Annotated in this window: 26 protein-coding genes and 1 pseudogene; 16 read left to right on the top strand and 11 right to left on the bottom strand. The window is 65.0% G+C overall.

Annotated elements, in window-relative coordinates:
• The 9 genes from AC5RUQ_RS12160 to AC5RUQ_RS12120 all read left to right on the top strand — a co-directional run bounded on the left by AC5RUQ_RS12160 (position 1) and on the right by AC5RUQ_RS12120 (position 8701).
• Positions 1-936 carry an ABC transporter permease gene (locus AC5RUQ_RS12160; protein ID WP_493947564.1) on the top strand — a complete coding sequence of 312 codons (936 nt, stop codon included), beginning with the start codon at positions 1-3 and terminating at the stop codon, positions 934-936.
• On the top strand, positions 933-1859 hold the full coding sequence (locus AC5RUQ_RS12155) for an ABC transporter permease (protein ID WP_493947563.1): 927 nt from the start codon (positions 933-935) through the stop codon (positions 1857-1859). Before AC5RUQ_RS12160 ends, AC5RUQ_RS12155 begins: the two co-directional genes overlap by 4 nt.
• A gap of 1 nt (position 1860) precedes the next feature.
• A complete protein-coding gene (locus tag AC5RUQ_RS12150) occupies positions 1861-2805 on the top strand; it encodes an ABC transporter ATP-binding protein (protein ID WP_493947562.1) in 945 nt (314 codons plus the stop codon).
• A complete protein-coding gene (locus AC5RUQ_RS12145; protein WP_493947561.1) occupies positions 2798-3628 on the top strand; it encodes an ATP-binding cassette domain-containing protein in 831 nt (276 codons plus the stop codon). Before AC5RUQ_RS12150 ends, AC5RUQ_RS12145 begins: the two co-directional genes overlap by 8 nt.
• A gap of 36 nt (positions 3629-3664) precedes the next feature.
• The gene (locus AC5RUQ_RS12140) at positions 3665-4654 is read left to right on the top strand and encodes an aldo/keto reductase (protein ID WP_493947560.1); all 990 of its coding nucleotides are present in this window, start codon (positions 3665-3667) and stop codon (positions 4652-4654) included.
• 59 nt (positions 4655-4713) lie between these two features.
• Entirely contained in the window at positions 4714-5508 is a 795-nt protein-coding gene (locus AC5RUQ_RS12135) for an HpcH/HpaI aldolase family protein (RefSeq protein WP_493947559.1), read from the top strand.
• A gap of 2 nt (positions 5509-5510) precedes the next feature.
• Positions 5511-6755 carry a sialidase family protein gene (locus AC5RUQ_RS12130; RefSeq protein ID WP_493947558.1) on the top strand — a complete coding sequence of 415 codons (1245 nt, stop codon included), beginning with the start codon at positions 5511-5513 and terminating at the stop codon, positions 6753-6755.
• Positions 6752-7432, top strand: coding sequence for an SDR family NAD(P)-dependent oxidoreductase (locus tag AC5RUQ_RS12125; protein ID WP_493947557.1), 681 nt, complete (start codon positions 6752-6754; stop codon positions 7430-7432). Before AC5RUQ_RS12130 ends, AC5RUQ_RS12125 begins: the two co-directional genes overlap by 4 nt.
• A 426-nt stretch (positions 7433-7858) precedes the next feature.
• On the top strand, positions 7859-8701 hold the full coding sequence (locus AC5RUQ_RS12120; RefSeq protein WP_493947556.1) for an esterase/lipase family protein: 843 nt from the start codon (positions 7859-7861) through the stop codon (positions 8699-8701).
• Positions 8702-8721: 20 nt separating this feature from the next.
• Here the strand turns inward: AC5RUQ_RS12120 and AC5RUQ_RS12115 are convergent.
• The 5 genes and pseudogenes from AC5RUQ_RS12115 to AC5RUQ_RS12095 form a co-directional block, all read right to left on the bottom strand.
• Positions 8722-9020: pseudogene (locus AC5RUQ_RS12115) on the bottom strand (SLC13 family permease); the annotation flags it as partial.
• 138 nt (positions 9021-9158) lie between these two features.
• Positions 9159-9731 (bottom strand): hypothetical protein, encoded by a 573-nt coding sequence (locus AC5RUQ_RS12110; protein ID WP_493947555.1) that lies wholly within the window; start codon positions 9729-9731, stop codon positions 9159-9161.
• Position 9732: 1 nt separating this feature from the next.
• Positions 9733-10701: an ABC transporter permease gene (locus AC5RUQ_RS12105; protein ID WP_493947554.1), complete on the bottom strand. Its 969-nt coding sequence runs from the start codon at positions 10699-10701 to the stop codon at positions 9733-9735.
• Positions 10694-11596, bottom strand: coding sequence for an ABC transporter permease subunit (locus AC5RUQ_RS12100; RefSeq protein WP_493947553.1), 903 nt, complete (start codon positions 11594-11596; stop codon positions 10694-10696). Before AC5RUQ_RS12100 ends, AC5RUQ_RS12105 begins: the two co-directional genes overlap by 8 nt.
• Positions 11593-12330: an ABC transporter ATP-binding protein gene (locus AC5RUQ_RS12095; protein ID WP_493947552.1), complete on the bottom strand. Its 738-nt coding sequence runs from the start codon at positions 12328-12330 to the stop codon at positions 11593-11595. Before AC5RUQ_RS12095 ends, AC5RUQ_RS12100 begins: the two co-directional genes overlap by 4 nt.
• Before the next feature lie 121 nt (positions 12331-12451).
• Here AC5RUQ_RS12095 and AC5RUQ_RS12090 point away from each other — a divergent pair, with 121 nt between their 5' ends.
• The gene (locus AC5RUQ_RS12090; protein WP_493947551.1) at positions 12452-13936 is read left to right on the top strand and encodes a sensor histidine kinase; all 1485 of its coding nucleotides are present in this window, start codon (positions 12452-12454) and stop codon (positions 13934-13936) included.
• Here the strand turns inward: AC5RUQ_RS12090 and AC5RUQ_RS12085 are convergent.
• Positions 13922-14611, bottom strand: a complete 690-nt coding sequence (locus AC5RUQ_RS12085) for a response regulator transcription factor (RefSeq protein WP_493947550.1) — start codon at positions 14609-14611, stop codon at positions 13922-13924. The two genes, AC5RUQ_RS12090 and AC5RUQ_RS12085, sit on opposite strands and share 15 nt — an antisense overlap.
• Positions 14612-15037: 426 nt before the next feature.
• On the opposite strand from AC5RUQ_RS12085, the gene AC5RUQ_RS12080 reads away from it, so the two are divergent.
• Positions 15038-15883 (top strand): hypothetical protein, encoded by an 846-nt coding sequence (locus AC5RUQ_RS12080; RefSeq protein WP_493947549.1) that lies wholly within the window; start codon positions 15038-15040, stop codon positions 15881-15883.
• A gap of 133 nt (positions 15884-16016) precedes the next feature.
• Here AC5RUQ_RS12080 and AC5RUQ_RS12075 read toward each other — a convergent pair whose 3' ends face one another.
• Positions 16017-16817, bottom strand: a complete 801-nt coding sequence (locus tag AC5RUQ_RS12075; protein WP_493947548.1) for a hemerythrin domain-containing protein — start codon at positions 16815-16817, stop codon at positions 16017-16019.
• Positions 16818-16903: 86 nt separating this feature from the next.
• Between AC5RUQ_RS12075 and AC5RUQ_RS12070 the strand changes: the two genes are divergently transcribed.
• A complete protein-coding gene (locus tag AC5RUQ_RS12070) occupies positions 16904-18160 on the top strand; it encodes a S8 family serine peptidase (protein WP_493947547.1) in 1257 nt (418 codons plus the stop codon).
• Between the two features lie 140 nt (positions 18161-18300).
• On the opposite strand, the gene AC5RUQ_RS12065 is transcribed toward AC5RUQ_RS12070, so the two are convergent.
• Together AC5RUQ_RS12065 and AC5RUQ_RS12060 are read right to left on the bottom strand one after the other, a co-directional pair.
• Positions 18301-18753, bottom strand: coding sequence for a DUF4383 domain-containing protein (locus tag AC5RUQ_RS12065; protein WP_493947546.1), 453 nt, complete (start codon positions 18751-18753; stop codon positions 18301-18303).
• 213 nt (positions 18754-18966) lie between these two features.
• On the bottom strand, positions 18967-19773 hold the full coding sequence (locus AC5RUQ_RS12060) for an alpha/beta fold hydrolase (RefSeq protein ID WP_493947545.1): 807 nt from the start codon (positions 19771-19773) through the stop codon (positions 18967-18969).
• A gap of 325 nt (positions 19774-20098) precedes the next feature.
• On the opposite strand from AC5RUQ_RS12060, the gene AC5RUQ_RS12055 reads away from it, so the two are divergent.
• Positions 20099-20302 carry a cold-shock protein gene (locus AC5RUQ_RS12055; RefSeq protein WP_066274236.1) on the top strand — a complete coding sequence of 68 codons (204 nt, stop codon included), beginning with the start codon at positions 20099-20101 and terminating at the stop codon, positions 20300-20302.
• Between the two features lie 99 nt (positions 20303-20401).
• On the opposite strand, the gene AC5RUQ_RS12050 is transcribed toward AC5RUQ_RS12055, so the two are convergent.
• Entirely contained in the window at positions 20402-22204 is a 1803-nt protein-coding gene (locus tag AC5RUQ_RS12050) for an AfsR/SARP family transcriptional regulator (RefSeq protein WP_493947544.1), read from the bottom strand.
• Positions 22205-22319: 115 nt separating this feature from the next.
• On the opposite strand from AC5RUQ_RS12050, the gene AC5RUQ_RS12045 reads away from it, so the two are divergent.
• Positions 22320-22487 (top strand): hypothetical protein, encoded by a 168-nt coding sequence (locus AC5RUQ_RS12045; RefSeq protein WP_493947543.1) that lies wholly within the window; start codon positions 22320-22322, stop codon positions 22485-22487.
• A 126-nt stretch (positions 22488-22613) separates the two neighbouring features.
• Here the strand turns inward: AC5RUQ_RS12045 and AC5RUQ_RS12040 are convergent, their stop codons facing one another.
• On the bottom strand, positions 22614-23348 hold the full coding sequence (locus tag AC5RUQ_RS12040) for a FadR/GntR family transcriptional regulator (RefSeq protein ID WP_256246281.1): 735 nt from the start codon (positions 23346-23348) through the stop codon (positions 22614-22616).
• 191 nt (positions 23349-23539) lie between these two features.
• Here AC5RUQ_RS12040 and AC5RUQ_RS12035 point away from each other — a divergent pair, with 191 nt between their 5' ends.
• On the top strand, positions 23540-24076 hold the full coding sequence (locus AC5RUQ_RS12035; protein WP_493947542.1) for a gluconokinase: 537 nt from the start codon (positions 23540-23542) through the stop codon (positions 24074-24076).
• A gap of 50 nt (positions 24077-24126) precedes the next feature.
• On the top strand, positions 24127-25530 hold the full coding sequence (locus AC5RUQ_RS12030) for a GntP family permease (RefSeq protein WP_493947541.1): 1404 nt from the start codon (positions 24127-24129) through the stop codon (positions 25528-25530).
• The last annotated feature ends 41 nt before the right edge of the window (positions 25531-25571 follow it).

Below are 25571 nucleotides of genomic sequence, written 5' to 3'. Positions count from 1 at the left end.
ATGACGAACTACATCCTCAAGCGCCTGGGACAGGGCCTGCTGACCGTGTTCCTCACGGTGTCCACCGTGTTCATCCTCATCCGCATGGCCCCGGGCGATCCCGCCGTTTCCTACGCCGGCCCGCTGGCCAGCAATGAACAGCTCGCCGCGGTGCGGGAGCAGTTCGGCCTGGGCCGGCCGGTGCTGGAGCAGTACTGGATCTTCCTGCAGCAGCTGTTCACCGGCAACCTGGGCCAGTCCTACTCCTTCCAGGCACCGGCCATGCAGGTGGTGGCCGAGCGGATGCCCTACACGCTGACCCTCGCCACCGCCGCGATCCTGCTGACCGCCGTCGTCGCCATCCCGCTGGGTGTGTGGATGTCCCGCCGCCCGGACACCGGCAAGGAACTCGGCGTGAACGTGCTGACTATCGCCGGGCAGTCCATGCCCGACTTCTGGACCGGCATCATGCTCCTCACCGGCTTCGCCGTGCTGATCCCCATTTTCCCGGCCTCCGGCTTCGCCACCTGGGGCGGACTGGTCCTTCCCACCATCACCATCGCCATCCTGCAGATCGCCCTGATCTCCCGCATGGTCCGGCGGGAAATGACGGCCAACTTCGCCGCCCCGTTCCTCACGGTGGCACGCTCCCGCGGCGTCAAGAACTCCGTGCTCACCTGGCGCTACGCCATGGGCAACTCCGCCATCCCCGTGTTCACGGCCCTGGGCACCCGCTTCGCCGCGATGCTCAACGGCGTGGTGGTGGTGGAGGTGGTCTTCGCCTGGCCCGGCGTCGGTTCCCTGATTGTGCGGGCCCTCGAAACCCGCGACTACCCCCTCATCCAGGCCACGGTCCTCCTCACCGCGCTGCTCGCGGTGGGCGTCCAGCTGCTCATCGACCTCGCCTACCCGCTCCTTGATCCCCGCGTTCGTCTTGGAAAGGCGGCCACAGCATGAGCCTCGACACCGCAACCCCCGCAGCGGCCAGCCAGCCGGCCCGGCAGCCCAGCCCCAGCGCCGTCACCAAGGCGGATATCGCCAAGGCAGGTGCCACCCGCCGTCGTAATGCCGCCAAGTGGAAACTCATCGTGGGCACCATCTGCACCCTGCTGGTGATCATCCCCATCATCCTGGCCCAGGTGCTGCCCCTCCCGGACGCCAACTTCCAGGACCTCGGCGCCCGGCGCCTGCCGCCGCTCACCGACGGGCACCTGTTCGGCACCGACCAGCTGGGCCGCGACCTCCTGTCCCGGGTGCTGCACGGCGGCCAGGTCTCGCTGACCATCGGCCTGCTGGCCGTGCTGGTCTCCGGCGCCATCGGCATCATCCTGGGCGCGGCCGCCGGCTATTACGGCGGCTGGGTGGACACCATCGTCTCCCGCGTCCTCGAAGCGCAGATGTCCCTGCCGCTGCTGATGATGCTGCTGCTGGTGGTGGCCCTGTTCGGCCCCTCCATCCCCGTGATCACCTTCGTGATCGCCATCGCCCAATGGCCCGAAGTTGCCCGCCTCACCCGCTCCATGGTGCTGGTGGAACGCGAAAAGCCATACGTCTCCGCCGCCCGGATCCTGGGCCTGCACAAGATCCAGATCCTGATCCAGCACATCATCCCCAACGTGATCAAGCAGGCAACCCTGGTGGTCCTGCTGCTGCTGGCCCAGGCCGTGCTGCTCGAGTCCGCTTTGTCCTTTCTGGGTGCCGGCCCGCAGCGCCCCTTCGCCACCTGGGGCCGCATCATCTCAGACGGCCAGGACTACATCACCACCTCCTGGTGGATGGTCACCCTGCCCGGCCTGGTGATCGTGCTCATGGTGGTGGGCGTCAACCTGCTGGGCGACGGCCTCCGCGACCGTCCCCGCCGCAAGAAGAAGGGTGCCTGACATGACTATTGCTACCTCTTTCGAGGAGCAGCCGCTCCTCGAGGTCCGCGACTTCCAGGTGGAACTGATCACTGACGCCGGCATCATCCGCGCCGTGGATTCCGTCAGCTTCAGCATCCACCGGGGCGAGACGGTCACCATCATCGGTGAGTCCGGCTCCGGCAAGTCCACGACGGCGATGGGCATCCTCCGCCTGCTGCCCGAGGACCTGGCGGTACTGTCCGGCACCGTGAAGATTGACGGCGTCGACATCAGCGCTGATCCCAAGGCCATCAACAAGGTGCGCGGCAAGACCCTCGCCCTGATCCCGCAGGACCCCATGACGGCGCTGAGCCCGGTCCACTCGATCGGAAACCAGCTCTTCGAGGCCATCCGGATTGCCGGCGCCGCCTCCGCCAAGGACAAGGGCGCCCTGCAGGCCCGTGCCATCCGGCTCCTGGAGCAGGTGCACATCCCCACCCCGGAGAAGCAGCTGAAGAAGTACCCGCACCAGCTCTCCGGCGGCATGCTGCAGCGTGTGCTCATCGCCATCGCGCTGGCTTCCGAACCGCAGCTGCTGGTGGCGGATGAGCCGACGTCGGCCCTGGACGTCACCGTGCAGGGCGGCATCCTGGACCTGCTGCTGGAACTCCAGGAGCAGCGCGGCATCGGCATCCTGATGATCACGCACGATCTCGGTGTGGCCCGGCTGATCTCGGACCGCATCCACGTGATGAAGGACGGCTCGTTTGTGGAGTCCGGAGAGGTCCAGCAGATAGTGGACCACCCCGCCACCCAGTACACGCGGGACCTGCTGGCCGCGGTGCCGGTGCTGGGGCCGTGGGACGAGACGCCCGCCCCTGCTTCCGGCCGCCACGCTGCGCACGCCGCCGGATCCTCCGCCACGGGCGGCTCCTCCACCACCACTGACCCAGCCCTGACCCAGACCGGAGCAACCCATGAGTAAGCCGTTCCTCGCCGTCGAAAACCTGGTGGTGGACTACCACGTGCCGGGCGGAACCTTCAGGGCCGTTGACGACGTGTCCTTCTCCGTGGACAAAGGCAAGACGATCGCCGTCGTGGGTGAATCCGGCTGCGGCAAGTCCACCATCGCCAAGGCACTCATGCGGCTGGTGACCCCCACCAGCGGGCGGATCGACCTGGACGGCACGGACATCGCGTCCATGAGCGAGGCGAAGTTGCGGCCGATGCGCTCCAAGTTCCAGATGGTGTTCCAAGACCCGTACGGCTCGCTGGACCCGCACATGACCGCGCAGGAGATCGTGGCCGAGCCGCTGAAGCTGCAGGGCGTCCGGTCCAAGGCCGAACGCCACAAGGCCGCCGCCACGCTGATTGACCAGGTGGGCCTGCCCGTCCGGTCCCTGGAGAAGCACCCGGGGGAGTTCTCCGGCGGGCAGCGCCAGCGCATCGGGATCGCCCGGGCGCTCGCGTCCAAGCCCGAACTGCTGGTCTGCGACGAAGCCACCAGTGCCCTGGACGTCTCCGTGCAGGCACAGGTTCTGCGGCTGCTGAAGTCCATCCAGGACGAAACCGGCATCACCTACGTGTTTATCTCGCACAACCTCGGCGTGGTGCAGGAGATCAGCGATAGCGTCATGGTGATGCAGAAAGGCAAGCTGGTGGAACACGGCACCACCGCGTCCGTCCTGACCGCCCCCAAGGAGGACTACACCCGCAAACTCCGCCGCGCGGCGCTGGACCCCTCCACCATGACGGGCCTGAAGCCGCGCCACCTGGTCCGTTCCCTGGCACTGGCTAACCAGGCTTAGTCCCTATTGAATTACGCAACCACGAGGAATCAACGCATGAGCACGCAGCCCGAAGGCGCCCAGGTGGACGGCCTGAAACTTCCCATCTCCCGGCTGGTCCTGGGAACCATGACGTTCGGCGACACCGTCGACGAGGCCACCGCCGGCCGGATGCTGGAGGAAGCGCTCGACGCCGGCATCACCACCATCGACACCGCCAACGCCTACGTGGGAGGTGTGACCGAGGAGATGCTTGCGCGGCTTTTGAAGGGAAAGCGCGACGGCGTCATCCTGGCTTCCAAGGCGGGCATGCCGCACGCGGACCACGGCTCCAACACGCCGCTCTCGCCCTCCGGGCTGCGCGCCAGCGTGGAGGGGAGCCTGCGCCGTCTGGGAACGGACAGCATCGACTTGTTCTACCTGCACCAGCCGGACCGTTCCACGCCTCTCTCTGACACCCTGTCCACCGTTCGTGACCTGGTCGCGGAGGGGAAGATCGGCGCCCTGGGCGTCTCCAACTTCGCCGCCTGGCAGATCGCCGACGTCATCCACACGGCGCGCGAAGTGGGGGCGCCGCAGCCCGTCGTCGCACAGCAGCTGTACAACCTGGTGGCCCGCCGGCTGGAGGAGGAATACCTGGAGTTCGCTTCCACCCACAACGTGCACACCATGGTTTACAACCCGCTGGGCGGCGGGCTGCTCACCGGCAAACACAGCTTCGACGCCAAGCCCACCGAAGGCCGCTACGGCGACTCAAAGCTCGCCGCCATGTACACGCAGCGCTACTGGGACAAGCAGCTGTTCGACGCGATCGGCGAGCTGTCCCGCATCGCCGACGGCGCCGGGGTTTCCCTGGCCGAGCTGTCGCTGCGCTGGCTCGCCTACCGTCCCGGGGTTGGGTCGATGCTGCTGGGCGGGTCCAAGGTGGAGCAGCTCCGCGCCAACATCGCCGCCGTGGCCAACGGGCCGCTTCCGGCCGACGTCGTGGAAGCCTGCGACGCGGTGGGCACCTCACTGCGTGGGCCGATGCCCGCCTACAACCGCTGACTTTCTCCTTACCGACTGAACCGACTTCTTTTCTGACCGACACTGACTGAAGGACTCTGATGACCTCCGAACTGGCCCTCGAATTCGCCCGCAAGATCCGCGCCCGTGAGCAGGCGGTGGGCTACTGGGCGGTGCTGGACGCGCCCGTGGCCACTGAACGCATCGGCCGGGTCGGCTACGACTACGTGGCCCTTGACGCGCAGCACGGACTGCTTGGCTACTCGGGCGTGCTCAACGGGCTGATGGCCATCGACGCCGGGCACACCGCCGTCGGCGTGGTCCGGGTGGAGGCCAACGACTTCACCGCGATCGGCAAGGCACTCGACGCCGGCGCCGTGGGGGTCATCGTCCCGCTCATCAACAACGCCGCAGACGCCGCCGCTGCCGTGGCCGCAGCGAAGTACCCGCCGCTGGGCGGACGCTCCTACGGGCCGATGCGCTCGGCGCTGCGGATCGGGCCCAAGCCTGCGGACGCCAATGCCACCACGCTGGTGTTCGCCATGATCGAGACGCCGGAGGGGCTGGCCAACGTCAAGGAAATCTGCGCCACCCCGGGCCTGGACGGGATCTACGTTGGCCCGTCCGACCTCGCCATCGCTGTGGGCGGGGCCTTTCCCGGGGACCCCGCCGTCGACGCCGAATTCAACGCCGCGCTTGAGACCATCGCCGAGGCAGCCGCCTCCGCAGGCATCGCCGCCGGCATCCACACTCCCGCCGGCACTGTTGCAAACCAGCGCCTGAAGCAGGGCTACACCTTCACCACCATCGCCTCGGACCTGACGCACCTGGAACAGATCGCCAAGTCCCACCTCGACGCCGCTCGCTCAGCTGCCGGAACCAAGGAAGACCAGTAACCATGACGAACACCTCCACCGACGCCTACAGCACCATCACCCCGGACGGGCAGGTGAAGCGGGCCGACGGCGCCGACTTCGCATACCTGCCCGCACCCACTGTGCAGAGCCACGCCGCCAACCTGCTCACCCTGCCGGACGGCCGGCTGGGCTGCGTCTGGTTCGGCGGCACCCAGGAAGGCGTGCCGGACATCTCCATCTGGTTCTCCGCCCTGGAACCGGGCAGCAGCCAGTGGTCCGAACCGCAGCAGCTGTCTGACGACTCGACCCGCTCCGAGCAGAACCCCATCTTGTTCACCGCACCAGACCAGACGCTCTGGCTGCTGTACACGGCGCAGAAGGCGGGCAACCAGGACACCGCCGAGGTCCGCCGTCGTATATCCACGGACAGCGGCCGCACCTGGGGCGAGGTGGAAACGCTGTTCCCCGCCAACGAAACCGGCGGCGTGTTCGTCCGCCAGTTGCCGGTGGTGCTGCCGTCCGGCCGCCTGATCGTCCCGATCTTCCGCTGCATTACGGTCCCGGGGGAGAAGTGGGTGGGGAACAGCGACGACAGCGCCGTGATGATTTCCGACGACGCCGGCGCCACCTGGACCGAAACCGTCCTGCCGGGCAGCCTGGGCTGCGTCCACATGAACATCCAGCCCGTGGCGGACGGCTCGCTGCTGGCCCTGTTCCGCAGCCGCTGGGCGGACTCGATCTACGAATCCCGCTCCACCGACGACGGCTCCACCTGGAGCGAGCCGGTGCCCACCGAACTGCCCAACAACAACTCCTCCATCCAGTTCACCGCGCTCGCCGACGGCCGGCTGGCCCTGGTGTACAACCACAGCCGTGCGGAAGAGAACACCGAGCGCCGGCTGTCCCTCTACGACGAAATTGACGACGACGGCCTGGCCGAGGAGCAGGGGCAGCTCGCTGAGCCGGTGCCCGGTGCCGCTTCCTCAGACGGTGACGAGCGGCGCGCCTTCTGGGGGACGCCGCGCTCGCCGATGACCCTGGCGATCTCCGAGGACTCAGGCCGCACGTGGCCCATCCGGCGCAACCTGGATGTAGGGGACGGATACTGCCTGTCCAACAACTCCCGCGACGGACTTAACCGCGAGTACTCCTACCCGTCAATCCACCAGGGTCCGGACGGTGCGCTGAACATCGCGTACACCTACTTCCGGCAGGCCATCAAGTTCGTCCGGGTTGACCCGCAGTGGGCGTACGAGGGCACCGCTACTCCTGGTGGGGACGAATGACAGGCGCCAAGCACGCCGTTGTCACCGGCACGAGCTCGGGTATCGGCAAGGCGATCGCTGAACGGTTGCTCGCAGACGGGTGGCGGGTGACCGGCCTGAGCCGGACCGAGTCGTCGCTGGACGGAAAGTTCGAGTGGCTGCAGGCCGACCTCTCCGAGCCGGAATCGCTGGATAGTGTTGTTGAGGCCGTTGCGCCGGCCGACGCCCTGGTGCACGCCGCCGGGTTCCAGCGGACCGCGCCGCTGGGGGAGCTGGATCCCGCGGCGTTTGCGGGGATGTTCGCTGTGCACGTAGCGGCGGCTTCAGTGCTCGCCAATGCCTTGGTGCCATCCATGCCCGACGGCGGCCGGATCGTCCTGCTGGGCAGCCGCACCTCCACGGGGTCGCCGGGCAAGAGCCAGTATGCGGCGACCAAGGCTGCGCTGATGGGGCTGGGACGAACCTGGGCGCAGGAGCTGGCGCCGCGGGGGATCACGGTCAACGTGCTGTCCCCGGGTCCGACGGATACCCCGATGCTGAACGACCCCGGCCGGGCAGCAACCCCGGTGCGGATGCCGGCGTTGGGTGCCCTGGTGGACCCGGAGGATGTCGCCGCCCTGGCTGCGTTCCTCCTGGGCCCGCACGGCAAGTCGATCACGGGCCAGAACTACGTCATCTGCGGAGGCGCCTCCCTCTAGCCCCACGCCCCATCTGACGCTCTCTCACTTAATGCGTCATTTCCCGGGACGCCCCATCACCTGACGCGGCCTTTCGCGGAACGCCCCATCACCCAATGTTGATTCACCCGCCGTGCAACAGGCACGGTGATACCCGGCGCGAAGGCCGGGTATAAAGTTGTGCACGTTTGTGCAGGTGATCATGAATGGCCGTTCATGGTGCTTCAGCGCGCATCCGGCTACTCACCAGTAACAATGCGCGCGATCGCTATGAGTACCAGAGGGGGAGGCTCCCGCCCCGAGGACAAATTTCGCCGCACGTTCGTGCAGTCCACGTCCGCTGCGGAGGCGGCGCTGCCAGTATGGAAAACCCGGCCGGTGCTGCTACGGCGTTACAAGTCCACCAGCACCGGCCACCCCTGTTGGCACATAAACAAAGAGGTTTCCATGTCACTGCTTACCCGGGTCCTGTCCGCTGCCGCCGCCGCCGTCCTTGCCACGTCCGTGGTTGCGGCTCCCGCCCAGGCCATCGAGATTTCCCCGCCGGGAGCCAACGACTGGTCCTGCAAACCCAGCGCCGAGCATCCTCATCCGGTCATCCTTGTGCCGGGAACCTTCGAGAGTATGGAAAAGAACTGGTCAACTTTGTCTCCGTACCTCAAGAGCGCCGGTTACTGCGTTTTCGCCCTCAATTACGGTGAGACGAACGGTGTGTACGCCACCGCGCCAGTGGCAGAATCAGCCAAGGAGCTGGCCCCATTCGTGGATGCGGTCCGTACCGCGACCGGCGCCAAGAAGGTAAACCTGGTTGGCCACAGCCAAGGCGGCATGATGCCCCGCTACTACATGGGCTTCCTCGGCGGCGCGAAGTACGTCAATCAGCTCGTCGGCATCGCCCCTTCCAATCACGGTACGGAAGGCCTGATCGTCCCGCCCCCGAGTTTTGTCGAGGATCCCGATTTCACCGGACTGGGCTGTGCTGCCTGTGCCGACCAGCAGGCAGGTTCTGTTTTCATGCAGAAGCTCAACTCCATCGGCGACACAGTGAGGGGACCGTCCTACACGGTCATCTCCACGGTCTATGACGAAGTGGTCATTCCCTACAACAGCCAGTTCCTGGCAGGTCCGGCCCGGCAGGTCACCAACATCACCATCCAGGACAAGTGCCCGGCAGATGTCTTTGAACACGACCAGACGCCGAACGATCCCGTAGTGCACCAGATCGTAGCCCATGCCCTCGGCAATTCCTCCGGCCCGGCAGACCCCGCCTACCAGCCCGTCTGCCTCTAGCAGCGGGAAAGGCCCTGTCTTAAAGCCCGACGGCGGGCGGCGGGCACCAAAGCCGGGACGGTCGCGGCGATGGCCAGGGCGGCGACGGTTCCGGAGGCACTGAGGCTGCTGGTGGCAAGAAGGGGTCCGGCCAGCGGGATAGAAGCGATGAGCAGCGGAGCCCCGAGGGCGAGGGCCTTCTCGGCGAGCGTGTCGATGACGCCCACATGCTGGAGCAGCGATATGTAGGTGATCATGCCGGCTACCAGCAGGACGTTGACCAGGAGATGCCGCCAATAAAAGTCTGGTGCTCCTTGACTTTGATCAGCGCCAGCAGGAGCTGCTTGAGGTAGCGAAAGACAGTAGCGTCGACTTTCGATGACAGGCACCGGTGGGGCGGCGTGAAGCTGCCGCCCGCCGTCGGGCAGACAGGCAGGCGAGCTTCATCAGCAACCAGGGGCCCGGCGGCGGCTCAGTTCTAGTCCGCTTCCTCCAGGCCTGCCTCCTTGACGGCCGTTCCCCGTGCCGCCGCGAATCCCGGGGCGCTGGCCTCGATATCGAACTTCACTTCTTCGGGCGAAGTCCGGTAGATGCTGAACTTGTTTTCCGGGTAGTGGCCTTCTCCCGACTCGTTGTCGAAGTAGACCGTTGCTTCCTTGTTGGGTGCGATGGTCAGCCCATCAAGCTTCTGGTAGTAGGACTCGGTCTTTCCGCTCGGCGTCTCGGTCATCGTGTAGTAGACCTCCACCCCGGTGATCTCTTCGGCAGAGGAGTTCTTAAGGGTGAACTGCAGCCTGTCGCTGATCTCCTTGCCTGACGCCTTGTCCACGTTGTTCTCCACCATGGTCTCGCTGATGGCCAGGCCCGTTTTTGTGCCGGTATTGGTGATCGGGTTCTTCGTAACGGGCAGGACAGCCGGGCCGGATGCGGGACCGGAGGCGGCGGGAGATTCCGTGCGCGGCGCGCTGCCGGTGCCCTGCGACGCCTCGCAGGCTACGAGGCCGATGAGGGCCGCAGCAACGATGAATACCAGGGAAAGGAGCTTTTTCATATCAGGGGAGCTTTCTCAGTAGGGTCTCGCGGGTGGTGGAAAGGAAAGCTGCGGCCACTGTAAAGACGGAGGTGGCCAACAGCCAGAGGCTGTTGTGGGAGGTGGCGTCCCAGACGGCGCCGAGGGGCACCTGGTTGTACTGGGTTTTGACTCCCAGGTAGGCAAAGACAGCACGCTCGTACTGCTTGGTGGTGGACGTCTGCTCCACGAAATCGCGCCCGGTTTCATAGCTGGCGAAGTGTGTGAGGAGCGCCTTCTCGTTCGTCCTGTCGATTTGCAGGCTGGCGAAGAGGCCGCCGGGGATCTGGTTGTCCGGGTCCATGGTGTCTCCGATCTGCGGGATGACCAGGACGATAACGAGCCAGAGCACGAGGGCCAGGACCAGCCCGCTGGCTGGCTGCCGGGTGAGCGAGGCCAGAGTAAGGGCCAGGAGTGACCACATGATGAAGTAGACCCAGGTGTGCGCTGCGGCGATGGCCAGGCGGAGGAAGTCCTGGCCCCCCAGCTGTGCCCTGCCGGCCAGCAGGACGGCCAGGGCGATCACGGCAAACAATGCCACCACCACCACGAGCCAGACGACGACCGTTGCGAGGATTTTCCCACCCGCAAAGGCGTGCCTGCCAAGCGGCCGGGTAAAGAGGAGTTGGAGTGTGTTGCTGCCTTTCTCCTTAGCCACGAGCCCATAGCCGAGGATTACCGCGAAAAGGCTGCCAACAATTTCCAGGTATTCGATGCCTGCCCGAAGCATCTGCAGGGGGAAGAGGTTCGGCGGAGGGGTGGGAGAGCCACCTGCGGCCTTCAGGGCGTCAGCATAGGCGGTGTACTCCGCGAGTTTCACGCGGTAGTCCGCGGCCGCGACCAGCACGGAGAGGAGGATGACCGCGCTCAGGAAAACAAGGAGCATCGCAATTGCCCTGCTGCGGGAAAGGTCCTTCAGCTCCTTCCGGCACAGGACTCCGACCTCAGCCATGGAGTTCCCTCCTCATATGGCTCGGGCCCGCCACCAGCAGGGCAAGCCAAGCTGCGAAGAAGAAGCCGAGAAGCACCAGCAGGCCGCCATCCGCAGTGCCAGCTGACTGGGGATCTTCGAGGATCAGCGCCGTGGTGCTTTTGAACTGTTCGCCCAGGGACAACGGCCCCGTCAATGCGCTGGTTAGTTCGAAAAAACCTGACTCCGCGGGTGCAGCTTTGGAAACCGGGTTCAGCAGCGAGACGGGATGGGCCGCGGTGCCCAGCAGGGGCAGGATAAAGATGACGATGCTCCAGACCACGATCGGGACCAGGAGCCCGGAGGTTGCGGTGGCGCAGCGGATGCCGTTGAGCATTCCGAGGGTGATGAAGGGGATCAGGAACAGCCACGCGACCCCGAACAGGGCCAGGATGCGGGCGCCTTGGGCTGGTGTGGGAAAGGAGCCGGTGGCGACGGCAATGCAGGCAAGGTTCACAAGGGCGGCAACACCAAGGATGAACAGCAGCAGCAAGCCGGTCCCGGCCAGCTTGGCCGCAAGGTATTTGGCGGGGGGTACGTCCCGGGAAAGCACCAGGTCAATGGTCCGGGCCCGGCGGTCACGCAGGGTGGACTGAGCGCCAATGACGATGGCCAGCAGGGCGGCGATCAGGATGATGTAGATCACCGTATTCCTGGCATAGTACAACGGCGAGATTGTTGTGAACGGATTCGGAGCCGACGTCAGTCCCTCCCTCACGGCCTCCTCATACACCGCCGTGACGGTGCCCTTTGCGGCGGAACCGATAAATGCCGACGCTGCGACCATGGCCATAAAAACCACCAGCAGGAACTGGGGAAGCCGTTCCCGCCTGGCTGCGACGGTCTCCTGCCGGATGGTGGCAACCCAGACGCTCATGATGGCGTTCCGGCTGCAATCGACAGGTAGATCTCCTCAAGGGAGTCCTGCCCAGGGAAGGAATTCAAAGTCGCGGCGATGGATTCCTGGTAGATGAGCCGGCCCGCACTGAGGATGCCGATGCTCGTGCAGGTGCGCGTCACTTCCCCCAGGAGATGGGTGTTCATAAAGACTGTCATCCCCAGCTCCCGGTTGAGCCGGATGATGATGCTCCTCAGGGTGGCCACGCCCTGCGGGTCCAGGCCGGACGTCGGTTCATCAAGGAACAGGACCTCCGGCTCATGCAGGATGGCCTGGGCTATGCCGGCACGCTGGCGCATACCTTTGCTGAAGGTGCCCATGCGCTCACGTTCGTGGCCGGGGAAATCGACAATGTCCAGCACCACACGGATCCTGGCGGCTGGATGCTGCACACCGGAAAGCTGGGCGAAGAACATTAAATTCTCAGCCAGTGTGAGGTTGTCATAGAACTGGACGTTCTCGGGAAGGTATCCGATCACCCGGCGGACCTCTGCCGGCTGCGTCCGAATGTCCCGCCCGGCTACCGATGCCGTTCCCGAGCTGGGCGGCAGTAGCGTCGTCAGGATGTTCACCGTAGTCGTTTTGCCTGCCCCGTTGTGTCCGAGCAGCCCGAAGATCTCACCCCGGCGGACGGAGAGCGTTAGCTGGTCGAGCGCTGTTTTCCCGCCGTACTGCTTGACCAGTCCGGTGGTTTGAATCGCCATGTCCGTCATGAAGAGGACGGTACGCCGTGCTGGATAAGAGGAAGCTGAGAATTCACCTCCGAAACCGGGCTTTCCCGCACCCTGCAGAAGGGGGTTTGTCCCTTGCCCCGGAACGGACCATTCTTAAGGCATGGATCCCGAAAGCACGGGTCCCCGCTCCCTTGCGGCGCGCTTCCGTTCCGGCAGGACACGCTGGGGCGTCCGCAAGCGTGCCACGGCCAGCGCGGTGGTGGTGGTGGCAGTCGCGCTCCTCGTCGCCGGGTCCATCCTGCTGATCCTGTTGCAGACGTATCTCAGCGCATCCACTGAGACGGCCGCCCTACGCAAGGCTGACGACGTGATTGCCCAGATGGCGGATCATGACGTGGAGGAAGCCGCCGAATACATCATGACCACCGCTCATGCCGGACAATACGTGCAGATCCTGGCGCCTGCCGGAACTGTTTTCGCATCCTCTGATTCCGCCGGAGCTGCACAGCCCGTGACTTCCTTGCGGCCATCAGCGGGCGAGATCCTGACACAGAAAGTGCCCGGACTGCCCGAACTGGGCGACAGCGAGGATTTCCTTGTCGTCGCCAAGGGCGTCCCTGTACGCGGGAAGACTTACACGGTGGCGGTTGCGTCCACCGTCCAGGTCCAGACAGATACCGTCTCAACCGTCGCGTGGTTCATGCTGGGTTTGACGCCGGTGCTGCTCGTGGCTGTTGGACTGCTGGTGTGGGAGCTGGTGGGGCGTTCCCTGCAACAGGTGCAGCGGATCCGGCACCAGGTATCGCGTATCAACGTTCACAGGCTCAGCGGACGGGTGGACGTGCCGCCGACGGGTGATGAAATTATGGCACTGGCCTTGACGATGAACAGCATGCTGGACAGGCTCCAGGCCTCCGAACAGGAACAGCGGCGGTTTGTCTCCGACGCAAGCCACGAGCTCCGGAGTCCGCTGGCAACCCTCAGTGCTGCGGTTGAGGTTGCTTCCGCGGACCCCACCGGGGCAACATGGAACGAGTTGAAGGATGTCCTCGCCGATGAAACAGCCCGGATGCGCTACCTCGTCGAAAACCTGCTGACCCTGGCCAAATCCGACGACGGCGGGCTGCGCATCGACGTGGCGGACGTCGACTTGGACCATGTGGTGCAGGATGAGATTCGCCGCCTGCGGGCCACGAGCGCGCACCGCATTGAGGCGGACCTCCGGCCGGTGCGGATCCAGGGTGACCCGATGCGGCTTGGGCAGGTGCTGCGGAACGTGCTGGACAACGCGGACAAGCATGCCCGCTCGCGCATTAGGATCACCCTCGACACCGTCGACGGCGAGGCCGTCCTCGCCGTCGACAACGACGGCGACCCCGTGCCGGAAGGCGACCGTCTCCGGATCTTCGGCCGCTTCGTCCGGCTGGATGAAAGCCGGACGCGCGGAAGCGGGGGCAGCGGCCTGGGACTGGCCATCGCGGAAAGCATTATGGCCGCGCATCACGGCACCATCAGTGCGACCGAAAGCCCGGACGGCGAGTGCCGGTTCGAGCTCGTCTTCCCGTGGGCCAACCCCGTCGAGCTCCAAGACAGTGATCGCGATGACCGGCTGCGGTCTCCGCTTCCAAAGCTAAGTCCGCCGTGAAGCTGCGTCCGCGGTGAGGACGTAGCCCATACCCCGAACTGTGGTCAGGGTATGCAGATTGAACGGAATGTCGATCTTCCGCCGGAGGTAGCCGATGTACACCTCCACAACGTTATCGCCGCCTTCGAAAGCCGGATCCCACACGTTGTCCAGGATCTCTGCCTTGGACACCACCTGGTCGTGGCGCCGCATCAGGTATTGCAGCAGTCCGTATTCACGGGCGGTCAATACTATGGCGCGGTCACCCCGGCAGACCGTGCGCCGGGCCGGGTCCAGGACCAGCGACCCCAACGACAGCACAGCCGGCCGTTCGGGGGCGCCGCGGCGAATCAGGGCGCGGATGCGGGCCACCAGGATCAGGAAACTGAACGGCTTCGTAAGGTAGTCATCAGCCCCGAGGTCGAAGGCATCGGCCTGGTCGTATTCCCCGTCCTTCGCCGTCAGCATCAGCACCGGAGTCCAGATTCTCCGTTCCCGGATCTCCTTCAAGACTTCGTAACCGTTTTTCAACGGCAGCATGACGTCCAGCAGGATGACGTCGTAGATGTTCTCCGTCGCAGCCCACAGCCCGCTGACGCCGTCATGGGCGACCTCCACGACGAATCCCTCGTTGGACAGGCCTCGGCGCACCGTTTCGCCCAGCATCTGTTCATCCTCGACCATCAGCACCCGCATAGGGCCCGCCTTCTTCACCGGAGACGAAGTACACGCTTCTTAAAGGGTAGGACTGCACCCTGTAAAAACCTTGGGGTCAGGGTTGGATTCTGCTGCAAAGCGCCCCTACGTCTTGCTTGCGCAGGTCAGCGCGCCGCACGCCCTTGACAGCCAGTCTCGGCCTGAAGGACTATCAAGGTGCCGCTGAGCTTGGCTGTCTTGGAAGCCGGCTCGCGGCCCGGCTTCTCGAAGGGGTATCGGATGCATGCAGCACTCCCTCGTCACAGATCCTTCCGCAGTGTGGCCGCAGCCGCCGCTGCCCTCCTGGCGCTCTCTGTCGCCGGCTGCACCAGCCCTCCGGAGCCGCCTGAGCCGCCGTCCCCAACGGCCACTACGACCAGTCCGCCACCGGCCCCTGGTGATGTTCGGATCGCTGCTGTCGGTGACATGAACGGTCCCAAGACCACTAAGACTGACAGCCCGTCCGGAAAGAACGGTGCGGCAATCACGCGGCTCGTGCAAAACAACGAAATTGACGCTTTCCTCGGGCTAGGGGACTTCCAGTACGACATCGCGCAATGCGAGGACTACGTGGAGTACTGGACGAAGCTGTGGGGCGGCACGATGCCCAAGCTGTACTGGGTGTCCGGCCCTAGCCATGACTGGAGGCCTGGCCGGAACGAAGACCTCGACAACTTCATGAATGGCGAATGCCCGGGGTCTGAGGCGAAAGCTGCGATCAACCAGGAGCGTGGATTCATCGAGAACGGGCAACCGTACTCCAAAGACTTCGGGAACTGGCACTTCGCGTTCCTGTCCTCCGCGCAGTGGCGGTACGACACCGCGAAGGCTATGGAGACCACGAAGTGGCTGGACGATGACCTTGCTGCTGCCAAGGCGGCCGGAAAGCACCTGGCAGTGGTGCACCACGAACCGTACTTCACGTCGGACACGAACGAACATGAGCGGGCCAAAAACCATAAGCCCTGGATCGATGTGATGTGGAAGCACCGGGTCCGTCTGACCCTCTCAGGGTCACAACACAACTACGAACGGTCATGTCCGGTGAACAACGAGGACGAGTGTGTGGAAGACGGGATGACAGCGTTCCAGGTTTCCACGGGAGGTATCGGTCTCCGCTCCTTTCTCAGCGATCCGTCGTACATCGAGGAGCGGTTGAGCGATACCCACGGGTTCCTTCGGATGACACTGCGGGAGGACGGGTCCTTTGACTGGAACTTCGTTCCAACGTCGGGGGAGGGCACGGACTCGGGTACGCGTTCCGCACCGTAATCAAGACCCACCGCCCAGCTTCGGACGAGGCATCGGTGACGTAGACAGCAAGGCGGCGCCGCCGTCGTCCTTTATGTCCAAGGGCGCGGCGGCGCCCGCCTGTTCATGCGCCTTGTCGAAGAGGCAGCGCGGACTAAAGCGTCTCGGGAACCGGGCGTCCCGGGAAGAGCGTCGAATACTGCTTCCGGTACATCCTGCGCCCGACGAGACGGTAGGCCACGCGGACCGGCGCGGGGATCTCTTTGAACAGTTCCTTCCGGTCTGCGGGCGGATTCGTGGCGAGCACCATCCCGAGGTAACCGACCAGGAACTTGTTGCTGACCTGGCTGCTCCCGTGCTCCGCGGCTGCCTTCATCTCCTTCTGGGTCATCACCTTGTCCACGGCGGGCATCACTTCGGTGACCTCCCGGCGCAGATGCACGTTGAGGACAGCCCTCAGGACCTCGTAGCGCTCAGCCAGTTCCTGGCCGGTGGCTGCGTCTGCCGTTTCCATCCAGCGCAGGCGGACGGGTTCGATGGTCTCCAGCCGTTGGGTGACCTGGCGGTGTTGCTCGAGCATCTGGCCCACGTGAAGGGCGCACGCTGGTGCCCGTTCGGCCAGCTGCGGGTACATGAGCTCGTCCTCGCTCTCATGGTGGAGGTGGAGCAGCTTGTCGAAGTTGCCCAGCACTTCGCCCACGTAGGCGGCGCGGGCGGTGTCGCCAGGAGCGGCGGAACGCACCAGGCCGGGCGCCTCGTCATAGGCCCAAAGGAAGACGCGGTGAATGCGCCGCATGCCCGCCGTCCCGGTGCACAGGACGGGCCCCGGTGGGACAGGGGCCGCGCTCTCGCCGGGCTGCATGGTGAAGAAGTCGGTCATGGGCACCTCATGGTCGTTATGCGAGACCAGGACCCTCTCCCCGGCAGCATCGTAGCGTTTGCCCTTGTGCCGCACAATGGCACCTGGTTAGGGCGGGATTAGGTAGGGGAGTAGCCGAACTCCCCTACCCCGGCCGGTGCGGGTAGGGGCAAAATTGCGAAATGAAACGACGTATAGTGGCTAGTTTCGCAGCGGCAATGATGTCGCTTGGTGGAATCGCACTGGCATCCCCCGGCAATGCAGCGCCTGATTCATCCCCAGACGCGGGGCAAATTATGGTCAAATTCCGTGACGATGCTGCTGCACCAGGCCTGCTTCGCCAGAAAGGCCTTAACTCGAGCGCGACCATCGGAAGCACCGGCGCCGTCCTAGTAAAAGCGCCCCGTGGGAAAAAAGCACAACTCATCCAGGAGTTGAGCAGCAATCCGGACGTTGAGTACGCCGAGCCGGATGAGGTGGTTACTGCCACCACGGCCGATCCCTATTTCGAACGCCAGTACGCTCTTCACAACGTTGGGCAGTCGTTCACGGATACCGCCAACACGCTGACTGTGCCGGCAGGCACCAGGGACGCCGACGTGGACGCTGTCGCAGCGTGGAACATCACCAGGGGAAGCGGTACCAAGGTGGCCATCATCGATTCAGGGGTGGCGATAGACCACGAGGACATCTCGCACAAGGTGGTTGCGCGGGCCAACTTCAGCAGCACGATCATCGATGAACCGGCGGACCACGACAGGTACGGTCACGGCACCCATGTTGCCGGAATCGTTGCCGCCGAACACAACTCCGCCGGCGTCGCCGGCGTATGCCCTGACTGCACCATCCTGGATGTCAAAGTGCTCGACGACAACGGGGCCGGTTCCAGCTCAGCCGTTGCCGAGGGCATCGACTGGGCGGTGGCAAACGGGGCGAAGGTAATCAACATGAGCCTGGGGCAGTCCGTTCCGTCACGCACCCTCGAAACCGCGATCCAGAACGCATGGGACAAGGGCGTGGTCCTCGTGGCCGCAGCGGGAAATGCCGGTACCCAGGCCCAGATCTATCCGGCCGCATATCCCAAGGTCATGGCCGTGGCGGCAACCGACAATAATGATCTGAAAGCACCCTTCTCAACCCACGGAGAGTGGGTGGACGTGGCGGCGCCGGGCGTCGACGTCTATTCAACGTTCCCCAACCATCCGTTTGTGCTGGGCATCCAGAGCGGCAGCCAGACCGGTTATGACCTTGCCAGTGGAACGTCCATGGCTTCACCGATCGTTGCCGGTGTTGCTGCACTTGTCTGGAGCTCCCATCCCGGCACCACCAACGAGTCAGTCCGGGAAGATATCGAATCAACCGCCGAGCCTGTCGAAGGCACCGGCACTTACTGGGAGCACGGCCGCGTGGACGCAGACGATGCGGTCAGCGAGCGGTGAGCCGGAAGGGCCCGTCGAAACCGCTGTAACCGGCCACGCGTCACGGTTTCCCGGGACGTGACAATGGCCCCGACCACAGCCGAAGCTGTGGTTCGGGGCCATTGCGCTGGTCCGGCGGCTGTTAGCGCCGATGGGGGCGCTTAGACGCGTGCCTTGGTGTGCCCCTTGGTGAGGACGAGTGCCAGTGCCACCATGCCGACACCGAGCAGCAGGTGCAGGATGTTGTCGAAGCCGTTCAGCGGGACAAAGTTTCCGGCAGAATCCTGCGGGATCACCAGGCCATAGACGAAGAGGACCAGGTAAATGATGCCGCCGTAGAGCAGGAAGGACCGGGCGCCGCCAGCGGTCTTGGCCAGGACGATGCCGGCCACGCCGAAGAGCAGGTGGACAATGTTGTGCAGGGCCGAGACCTGGAAGAGGCCCAGCAGCAGGGCCTCGGAGTGGTGGCCGGCGAAGTGCAGTTGGTCAAAGTTGGCTGTGATGCCTGGAATGAAGCCCAGGACGCCGACCAGCAGGAACACTGCGCCCACTGCCATCGATGCCTTTTGCACGTTGGTGCGGGTGGCCATGCCGGTGTTTGTGTGTGTTGCCATGGTGATCTCCTGAATGCGATATGTGTGTCTGGGTCAGGTGGGTATGCCTGCCAACCCCAAGGGGTTATGCCAGCTATTCGGGCGATATCGCACTTCGGATGGGTAATTTCTGAAGCAATTTGAAGAGCGGGCCGGCGGCATACGGAACGTGCCGCCGTAAGTCTTGCCTCGTCCGCCGTCAGCCGCCCCAGCCCGGACTTGGACTGCGACGGCTCACTGCGACCCTTGCAGGGGGACCGCGGCAGGGCCGGCCGCCTTGCCGGCTTCCGCTTGCTCCCAGTGCCGCCGGAGCAACTCCGCCAGCCGCCCAGGCTCGATCCTGTGCGGGGGGTCGAAGTGGTGGCGCTTGGGGAACACCTCCAGATGGAAGTCCGGGAAGAACACCCTTGCCAGCCGGCTGGCAATCTCGCCGTAGGCATCCGGGTTGCTCAGGCCGCCCAGAGCGTAGAACACGGGCCGCGGAAACGCTGCCAGCCGCTCCCTCTCCAAGTCGTAGTCCTTGAAGGACCGCAGGAAGGCTTTGATGCCCGCGGGCCGTTTCGCCATCCACGGCGGCGGGGGGCCGGGCGGCGGTGGCGGAAGGACGGCGTCGGGCTTGACTCCCAGCCTTATGAAGGCGGGCAGGAACTGGTCCGGAGGGAGTGCTTCGAGCTGCTCGTACTTCTTCCAGAGCTCCGTGTGCCCGGGGCTCCAGTCCCAGTTCCCGGCCCAGGCGGGCTCAAGCAGCGCCAGGCTGAGCAGCCTGTCAGGGTGCTTGGCGGCGAATGCCAGGGCGGCTGAGCCGCCACCGGAGTATCCCACCAGGTGGAATGTCTCCCACCCGAGGGCGTCGGCTTGGCGCAGTACGCCGTCAATCTCTGTGTCCAGGCTCCAGCCCGGCGGAGGCTCGTCGCCCGCATAGAGCTCCAGGTCCTTGGCGACGGCCCGTACCTCGGGTCCCAGGGCTTCAATCAGGGCCTCATACGCTGGCTGGGCGGGGAGAATAGAGCCCGGAAGCAGAATGGTTCGAATCCGATCCATAGACGAACCATACGCCCGGTCCGGTTATTCCTGACAGCCCCGTGGTGAGGCCGCCTGAGCCCCCGAAAGGAACGGTCTGTTCCGCACTTCGCCCGGGGAATGACAGGCTGAATCTTGTGGCAGGATGTGCCGGCTGAAGCCGGTGGTAATTGGTGCTCCAAATCTCCTGTAGAGTTGATCCTGTTGTTGTGTTTATGCAGTTGGTAGTTCAGGCAGTACGCGGGGTCGAAAGTCCCCGTTCTTCTGAAGTAGCGGTTTTGAACACCCCACACCGGAGGACCCGAAAGTCGGGACTTTTCCTCCACCTTCACGAAGGACAAAAATAATGGCTACTGGTACCGTCAAATGGTTTAACGCTGAAAAGGGCTTCGGCTTCATTTCCCCCGATGACTCCTCACAGGACGTTTTCGCACACTACTCTGCGATCGCTTCCTCCGGCTTCCGCTCACTCGAAGAGAACCAGAAGGTCTCCTTCGAAACCGAGCAGGGCCCCAAGGGTCCCCAGGCCGTAAACATCCAGTCCCTCTAATTTCTAGAGAAACTGGGGCCTAAGGGTTTCAATTTTTGAAAGCAGGGCCGGTCACTGACCGGCCCTGCTTTTTGTTAACCCGAGTGTGCCGCTTCCGGCTCAGCCGTGGTGCCGTTGCGCCAGGAACGCCGCCAGCGCAGGGTTATCAATCTCCTTCGCCAGCCAGGGAACTGCCTGTGCTGCCGCTTCGTCACCGAGCATGGCCCGATGGGACTGCCCCCGCACCACGAACTCCCGCATCCCGCTCCGGCTCGCGAGCTCTGCCAGCCGCTCCACGAAAGCAGCGGCTCGCGGTGACCGGCTGGCAATGGACACTTCCGCCGCCGTATCCAACAGCCGGGCGGAATACCAGAGGTACCACGGCTTGGGTTCGAGGCCCCGGTCTATCCAGTGCTCGGCAGCGGTGAGATCGCCGTGCTCCATGAACAGCCGCGCCTCGGCGCCGGCTGCCAAGGCCATGTAGCAGTGGTCCCCGGCCAAATCAGCCATCACCCAGGACCGGTCAATCATGGCCGCTGCCTGCTCCAGCTGCCCGGCGGCCAGGTAGGTCTCTCCCCGCACCCCCGCCACAAACGGCTCGAAAGCTGTCCAGTGTTCCTCCGCGATCCAGACCAGTGCCCGGTCCAGGGAGTCGGCCGCCTGCTCCAGCTCCCCGCGGAGCAACCGAACGCGGCCCAGCAGCGCCTCGCTGAACGCCTGCTGCCGGCGGTTTCCCAGAGCCCTGGCCAGGTTTCCGGACTCCGTCAGCGCGGTCACGGCGTTCCCGTACCGTGCGGTGTCTGAGGCCAACATGCCCTGGATCGCCAGGACTCTTGCCTGTTCATCGGGGAATCCCTCCGCCGCCAGCATCGCCCGGTCCAGCCAGCCGGCAGCGCGGTCCGGCACACCCCGCTGCACGGACAGGTAGCCCAGTTCGCGGTATGCGGCAGCGGCAGTCCGGGAGGCGCCGTCGGGCCCTTCCGCCTGCAGCGCGCGGTGCAGGAAATCCGCCACCTCGGCGCCGCGGCCGCCCGCCTGGTGGATCAGCGCCGCGGACAACGTCACCAGGGCCTCGGCCAGCAGATGGCTGTTGCCGGTGCGCTGGGCCAGCACCACTGCGAGCCGCAGCTGTTCCAGCCCCCGGTCCACGGCCCCCGCCCACAGCGACGAACCGCCGGCATCGAGATAGGAGCGCACGGTGGCTTCGGTGGCCGGCACTCCCGGATCTGCTTCCGGGGCCGCTGCGGAGAGTGCCCGGCGGATTTCCGAGGGCAGCGGCAGGCCGAGCTCCTGCCGGTAGAGGTCGCCGGACCTGATGACGTGCTCACGGGCCCGGCGGTGCTCTCCCAAAGCCACGAGCGCCTTGACCAGGACGGCGTTGCTGTCTGCGTGGAAGGGATTTCTCTCCAACGCCAGGGTTGCCAGTTCCGCGGCCTCCCCGGGAGCGCCGGAAGCAAGAGCTGCCAGCGCTGCCTCGTAGAGCAGTGACTGGACCACGTTATCGAGGCGGTAACGCTGGTCAGCCAGCCACGAATCGAAGACGGGGCAGTCTGCGAAGGACAAGCCCTCAAGCAACTGGCCGGTGAAGCTGCGGGGCTCCAGGGCGGGATTCGCGGCTGAGTCCACCATTTCCAGGGCATCGCAGCGCCATGGCGGCGGCAGCTCCAGCCGCAAAGGATCGCCGGCCACCCTTACACCGTCGAGGGCGCGCCGCAGCTCGGACAAATTCCAGCGCAAGGCACCGAGGGGATCGGCGGCATCCGGAAACAGCAGCGACGCCGTGCGGGACCTGCCGGTGCCATCGGCCTGCAACGCGAGGTACGCAAGCACTGCCCAGGCCTTGCGGCCTCTGGGCTGCAGGTGGGTTGTGCCGGGTGACTCGATGGCAGGGGGACCGAGGAGCCGAATCCAATTCTCGGCCATACGGCTCATGGTACCGCCGGCCGCTCCCGGCGTCTGCGGCGTTCACACGCTTGTTCACACGCCGGCCGCACACACTCAAATCACCAAATCCGCCACACTCACAAGAGGCACAACAATGGAACTGATCGGCTTGCTGCTATTTGTTCTCTGGGTTCTCATCTTTACCGTTTGCACCGTCCTGACTGACGGCCGGAAACACCGGGCACACACGCACGACCTCCGCTCCACCAAGCCGTGGTCGGCAGGCAACCTTCCCAGTGAGCCCTACGCATCGCTGCTGTGAATGTTGTGTTCGGCAGGTCTAGGCATCGCGCGTACGACGGCGGGTAGCCGGCTCATCTGCCGGCTGCAGCCAAGCACCTGGCAAGAAGCAGGGCCGGTCACCGACCGGCCCTGTTTCTTGCGTTGGCTAGTGCAGCCCCATCGCGTTCCGCACCTCATCGAGGATGTGGTGCATCGCGTTCTCGGCAGCAACAGCGTCCCCGCCAGCGACCGCAGCGGCAACATCCTCGTGCGCCTGCAGTGCCTCGTTCCGCGGCTTGAAGGGCATCAGCCCCTGCTTGGTGCGGCTGGTGAGCACCTCGGCCACCATGCCTTCCAGCGCAAGGAACATTTCATTGCCGCAGCTTTCCAGCAGCAGGCAATGGAATTCGATGTCCGCCGCCAGGAATGCCTCAAGCTCCCCGGCCTCGCCGAGCCGGCGCAGGTCGGCAGCGAGCGAGGTGAGCTTGGCCCGTTCAGCGGCGCTCGCCCGGCGCGCGGCGCCGGCAGCAGCAATAGGTTCGACGGCGATGCGCAGCTCCGTGAGGCTGCTGTACTGGATCTCGCGCCGGTCCGAGGCGAGCCGCCAGCGCACGAGCTTGGGGTCAAAGACATTCCAGAGCCGGCGCTCCTGCACCACGATGCCCACCCGCCTGCGCGAGTACACCAGGTTCATGGACTCGAGGACCTTCATAGTGTCACGGGCCACGGTCCGGGAAATGCCGTACTCCTGCTGGATCCCCTCCAGGGTGAGCCGGCTTCCGGGAGGTAATTCGCCGGAAGCAATGGCGACGCCGACCGCCTCCAAAACGCGTTCATGCATGGCAGGGGAGGCCCCGCCGTCGTGCGCGTTGTCCGCGTCCTGTGGTGTCGCCGTCGACATCTTTTCCTGCCTTCCTCTGCGCCTGCACGCGCCCCCAGCTTATCGAAAAGAAGCAATTGGTATGACTTGTGACACCTAAAGATAGTATCTATGGTGCTAAAAGGTGCTACCTTATTCCAAGCGCACCTCCTTGTGGGATGCGCGATGAGCTTTCTTCACTAAGCCAACGGCGTCTTCTTCGGAGGTAAAACATGCAGTATCCAGCCACTCACCTGGTGGTGATGGGGGTTGCCGGGTCCGGCAAGTCCACCATTGCGGCAGCTCTTTCCCAGCAGCTGGGCTGGGCCTGTGCCGAAGCCGACGAGTTCCACCCGCAGTCCAACATCCAGAAGATGAGCGAGGGCATTCCCTTGGAGGACGAGGACCGTTGGCCCTGGCTTCAAGAGATCCAGAACTGGATGACCGCCCAGGCCAAGGCCGGCAAGAGCACCGTGCTGACCTGCTCCGCCCTCAAGCAGAGCTACCGGCAGCTGCTTGCCCAGGCGGAGGGCCGCGTCCTGTTCCTGCACCTCCACGGCGAAGCGGACCTGATTGGCCAGCGCATGCAGGGCCGCGAGGGCCACTTTATGCCGCCCACGCTCCTGCCCAGCCAGCTGGCAACCCTGGAACCGCTCAGCGACGACGAACTGGCGGCCGGAAGCCTCCGCCTGGACATCTCCAAGTCCCCGGAAGAGCTGGTTAGAACCATCATCGCCTCGCTGAAGCTTTCCGCCGGCCAGGCGTCCTAAACACTTACGACTCACCAAGCCCCAACAAAACTCTGTTTCAAAGGAGAACCATGACCATCGAAGGATGGACTCAAACGATGGGTGCAGGCCCACTGCTGCTCATCGCTGCGGCCGCGATCGTCGCGCTGCTGTTCCTGATCATCAAGCTGCGCATGCACGCATTGCTCGCCCTGATCGTCATCAGCCTCGCAACCGCCTTCGCCACCGGCATCCCCGCCAACCAGGTGGTGCCCGTACTGATTAACGGCTTCGGCACAACCCTGGGCACCGTGGCACTCCTCGTGGGTCTTGGCGCCATGCTTGGCCGCATCGTCGAAACCAGCGGCGGCGCCAAGGTCCTGGCCGACTACCTCATCGGCATCTTCGGTGAGAAGCGCGCCCCCTTTGCCCTGGGCCTTGCCTCGCTGATCTTCGGCTTCCCCATCTTCTTCGACGCCGGCCTGGTGGTCATGCTGCCCGTCGTCTTCGCCGTCGCCCACCGCCTGGGCGGGGGAGTGCTCCGCTACGGCCTGCCCGCCGCCGGCGCCTTCTCCGTGATGCACATCTTCCTGCCGCCGCACCCGGGCCCGGTATCCGCGTCCGCCTTTTTTGAAGCCAACGTTGGCCTCGTAACCATCGCCGGCCTCATCGTCGCCATCCCCACCTGGTACGTCACCGCCTACCTCTTCGGCCTCTACACCGGCAGGAAGCTCGTCCTGCCCGTGCCGGAGCTTCTGGGCCATGCAACGGCCGACGCCGAGTCCCACCCGCCGCGCTTCCGCACCATCGTGGGGCTGCTGCTCCTGCCGCTGGTCCTGATCTTCATGAACACCGGACTGAACACGCTGGCCTCCTCCGGCGTGCTGAGCGAGGCCGTCAAGGATGAGCAGTGGTTCCAGGTCCTGCGCACTATCGGTGAAACGCCGGTGGCGCTGCTGATCGCGGTGATCGTGGCCATATTCGTCCTGGGCGCCAAGCGTGGCAAGGACGCCGGCGCGCTGGAGAAACTGCTCGAATCCTCCCTGGGCCCGGTTTGTTCGGTCATCCTGATCACCGGTGCGGGCGGCATGTTCGGCGGCGTCCTGCGCGCTTCCGGAATCGGCGCCGCACTGGCCGACGTCCTGGGCAACCTGGGCATCCCGCTCATCCTGGCCGGCTTCCTGATCTCGGCCATCCTGCGCATCGCCCAAGGCTCCGCCACAGTGGCCCTCACCACCACCGCTGGACTGATCGCTCCGGCCGTAGCGCTGGCAGGCCTGAACGGCATGCAGGTCGCCGCGCTGGTCATCGCCGTGGCCGCCGGCTCCGTGGTGGTTTCCCACGTCAACGACTCCGGCTTCTGGCTGGTGGGCCGCTTCTTCGGTATGGACGTCAAGACCACACTGAAGACATGGACCGTGATGGAAACCCTCATCGGCGTGATGGGCTTTGCCATCGCCGCCGTGATCTTCCTGCTCGCCGGCCTGGCGGGTTAGCTTCCCCCAACTAGGTAGCGCCAGGTGTCGTTTGGAACCTC

The sequence above is a fragment of the Arthrobacter sp. MDT2-3 genome (assembly GCF_059090465.1).
This window is presented reverse-complemented; position numbering and strand designations above follow the sequence as displayed.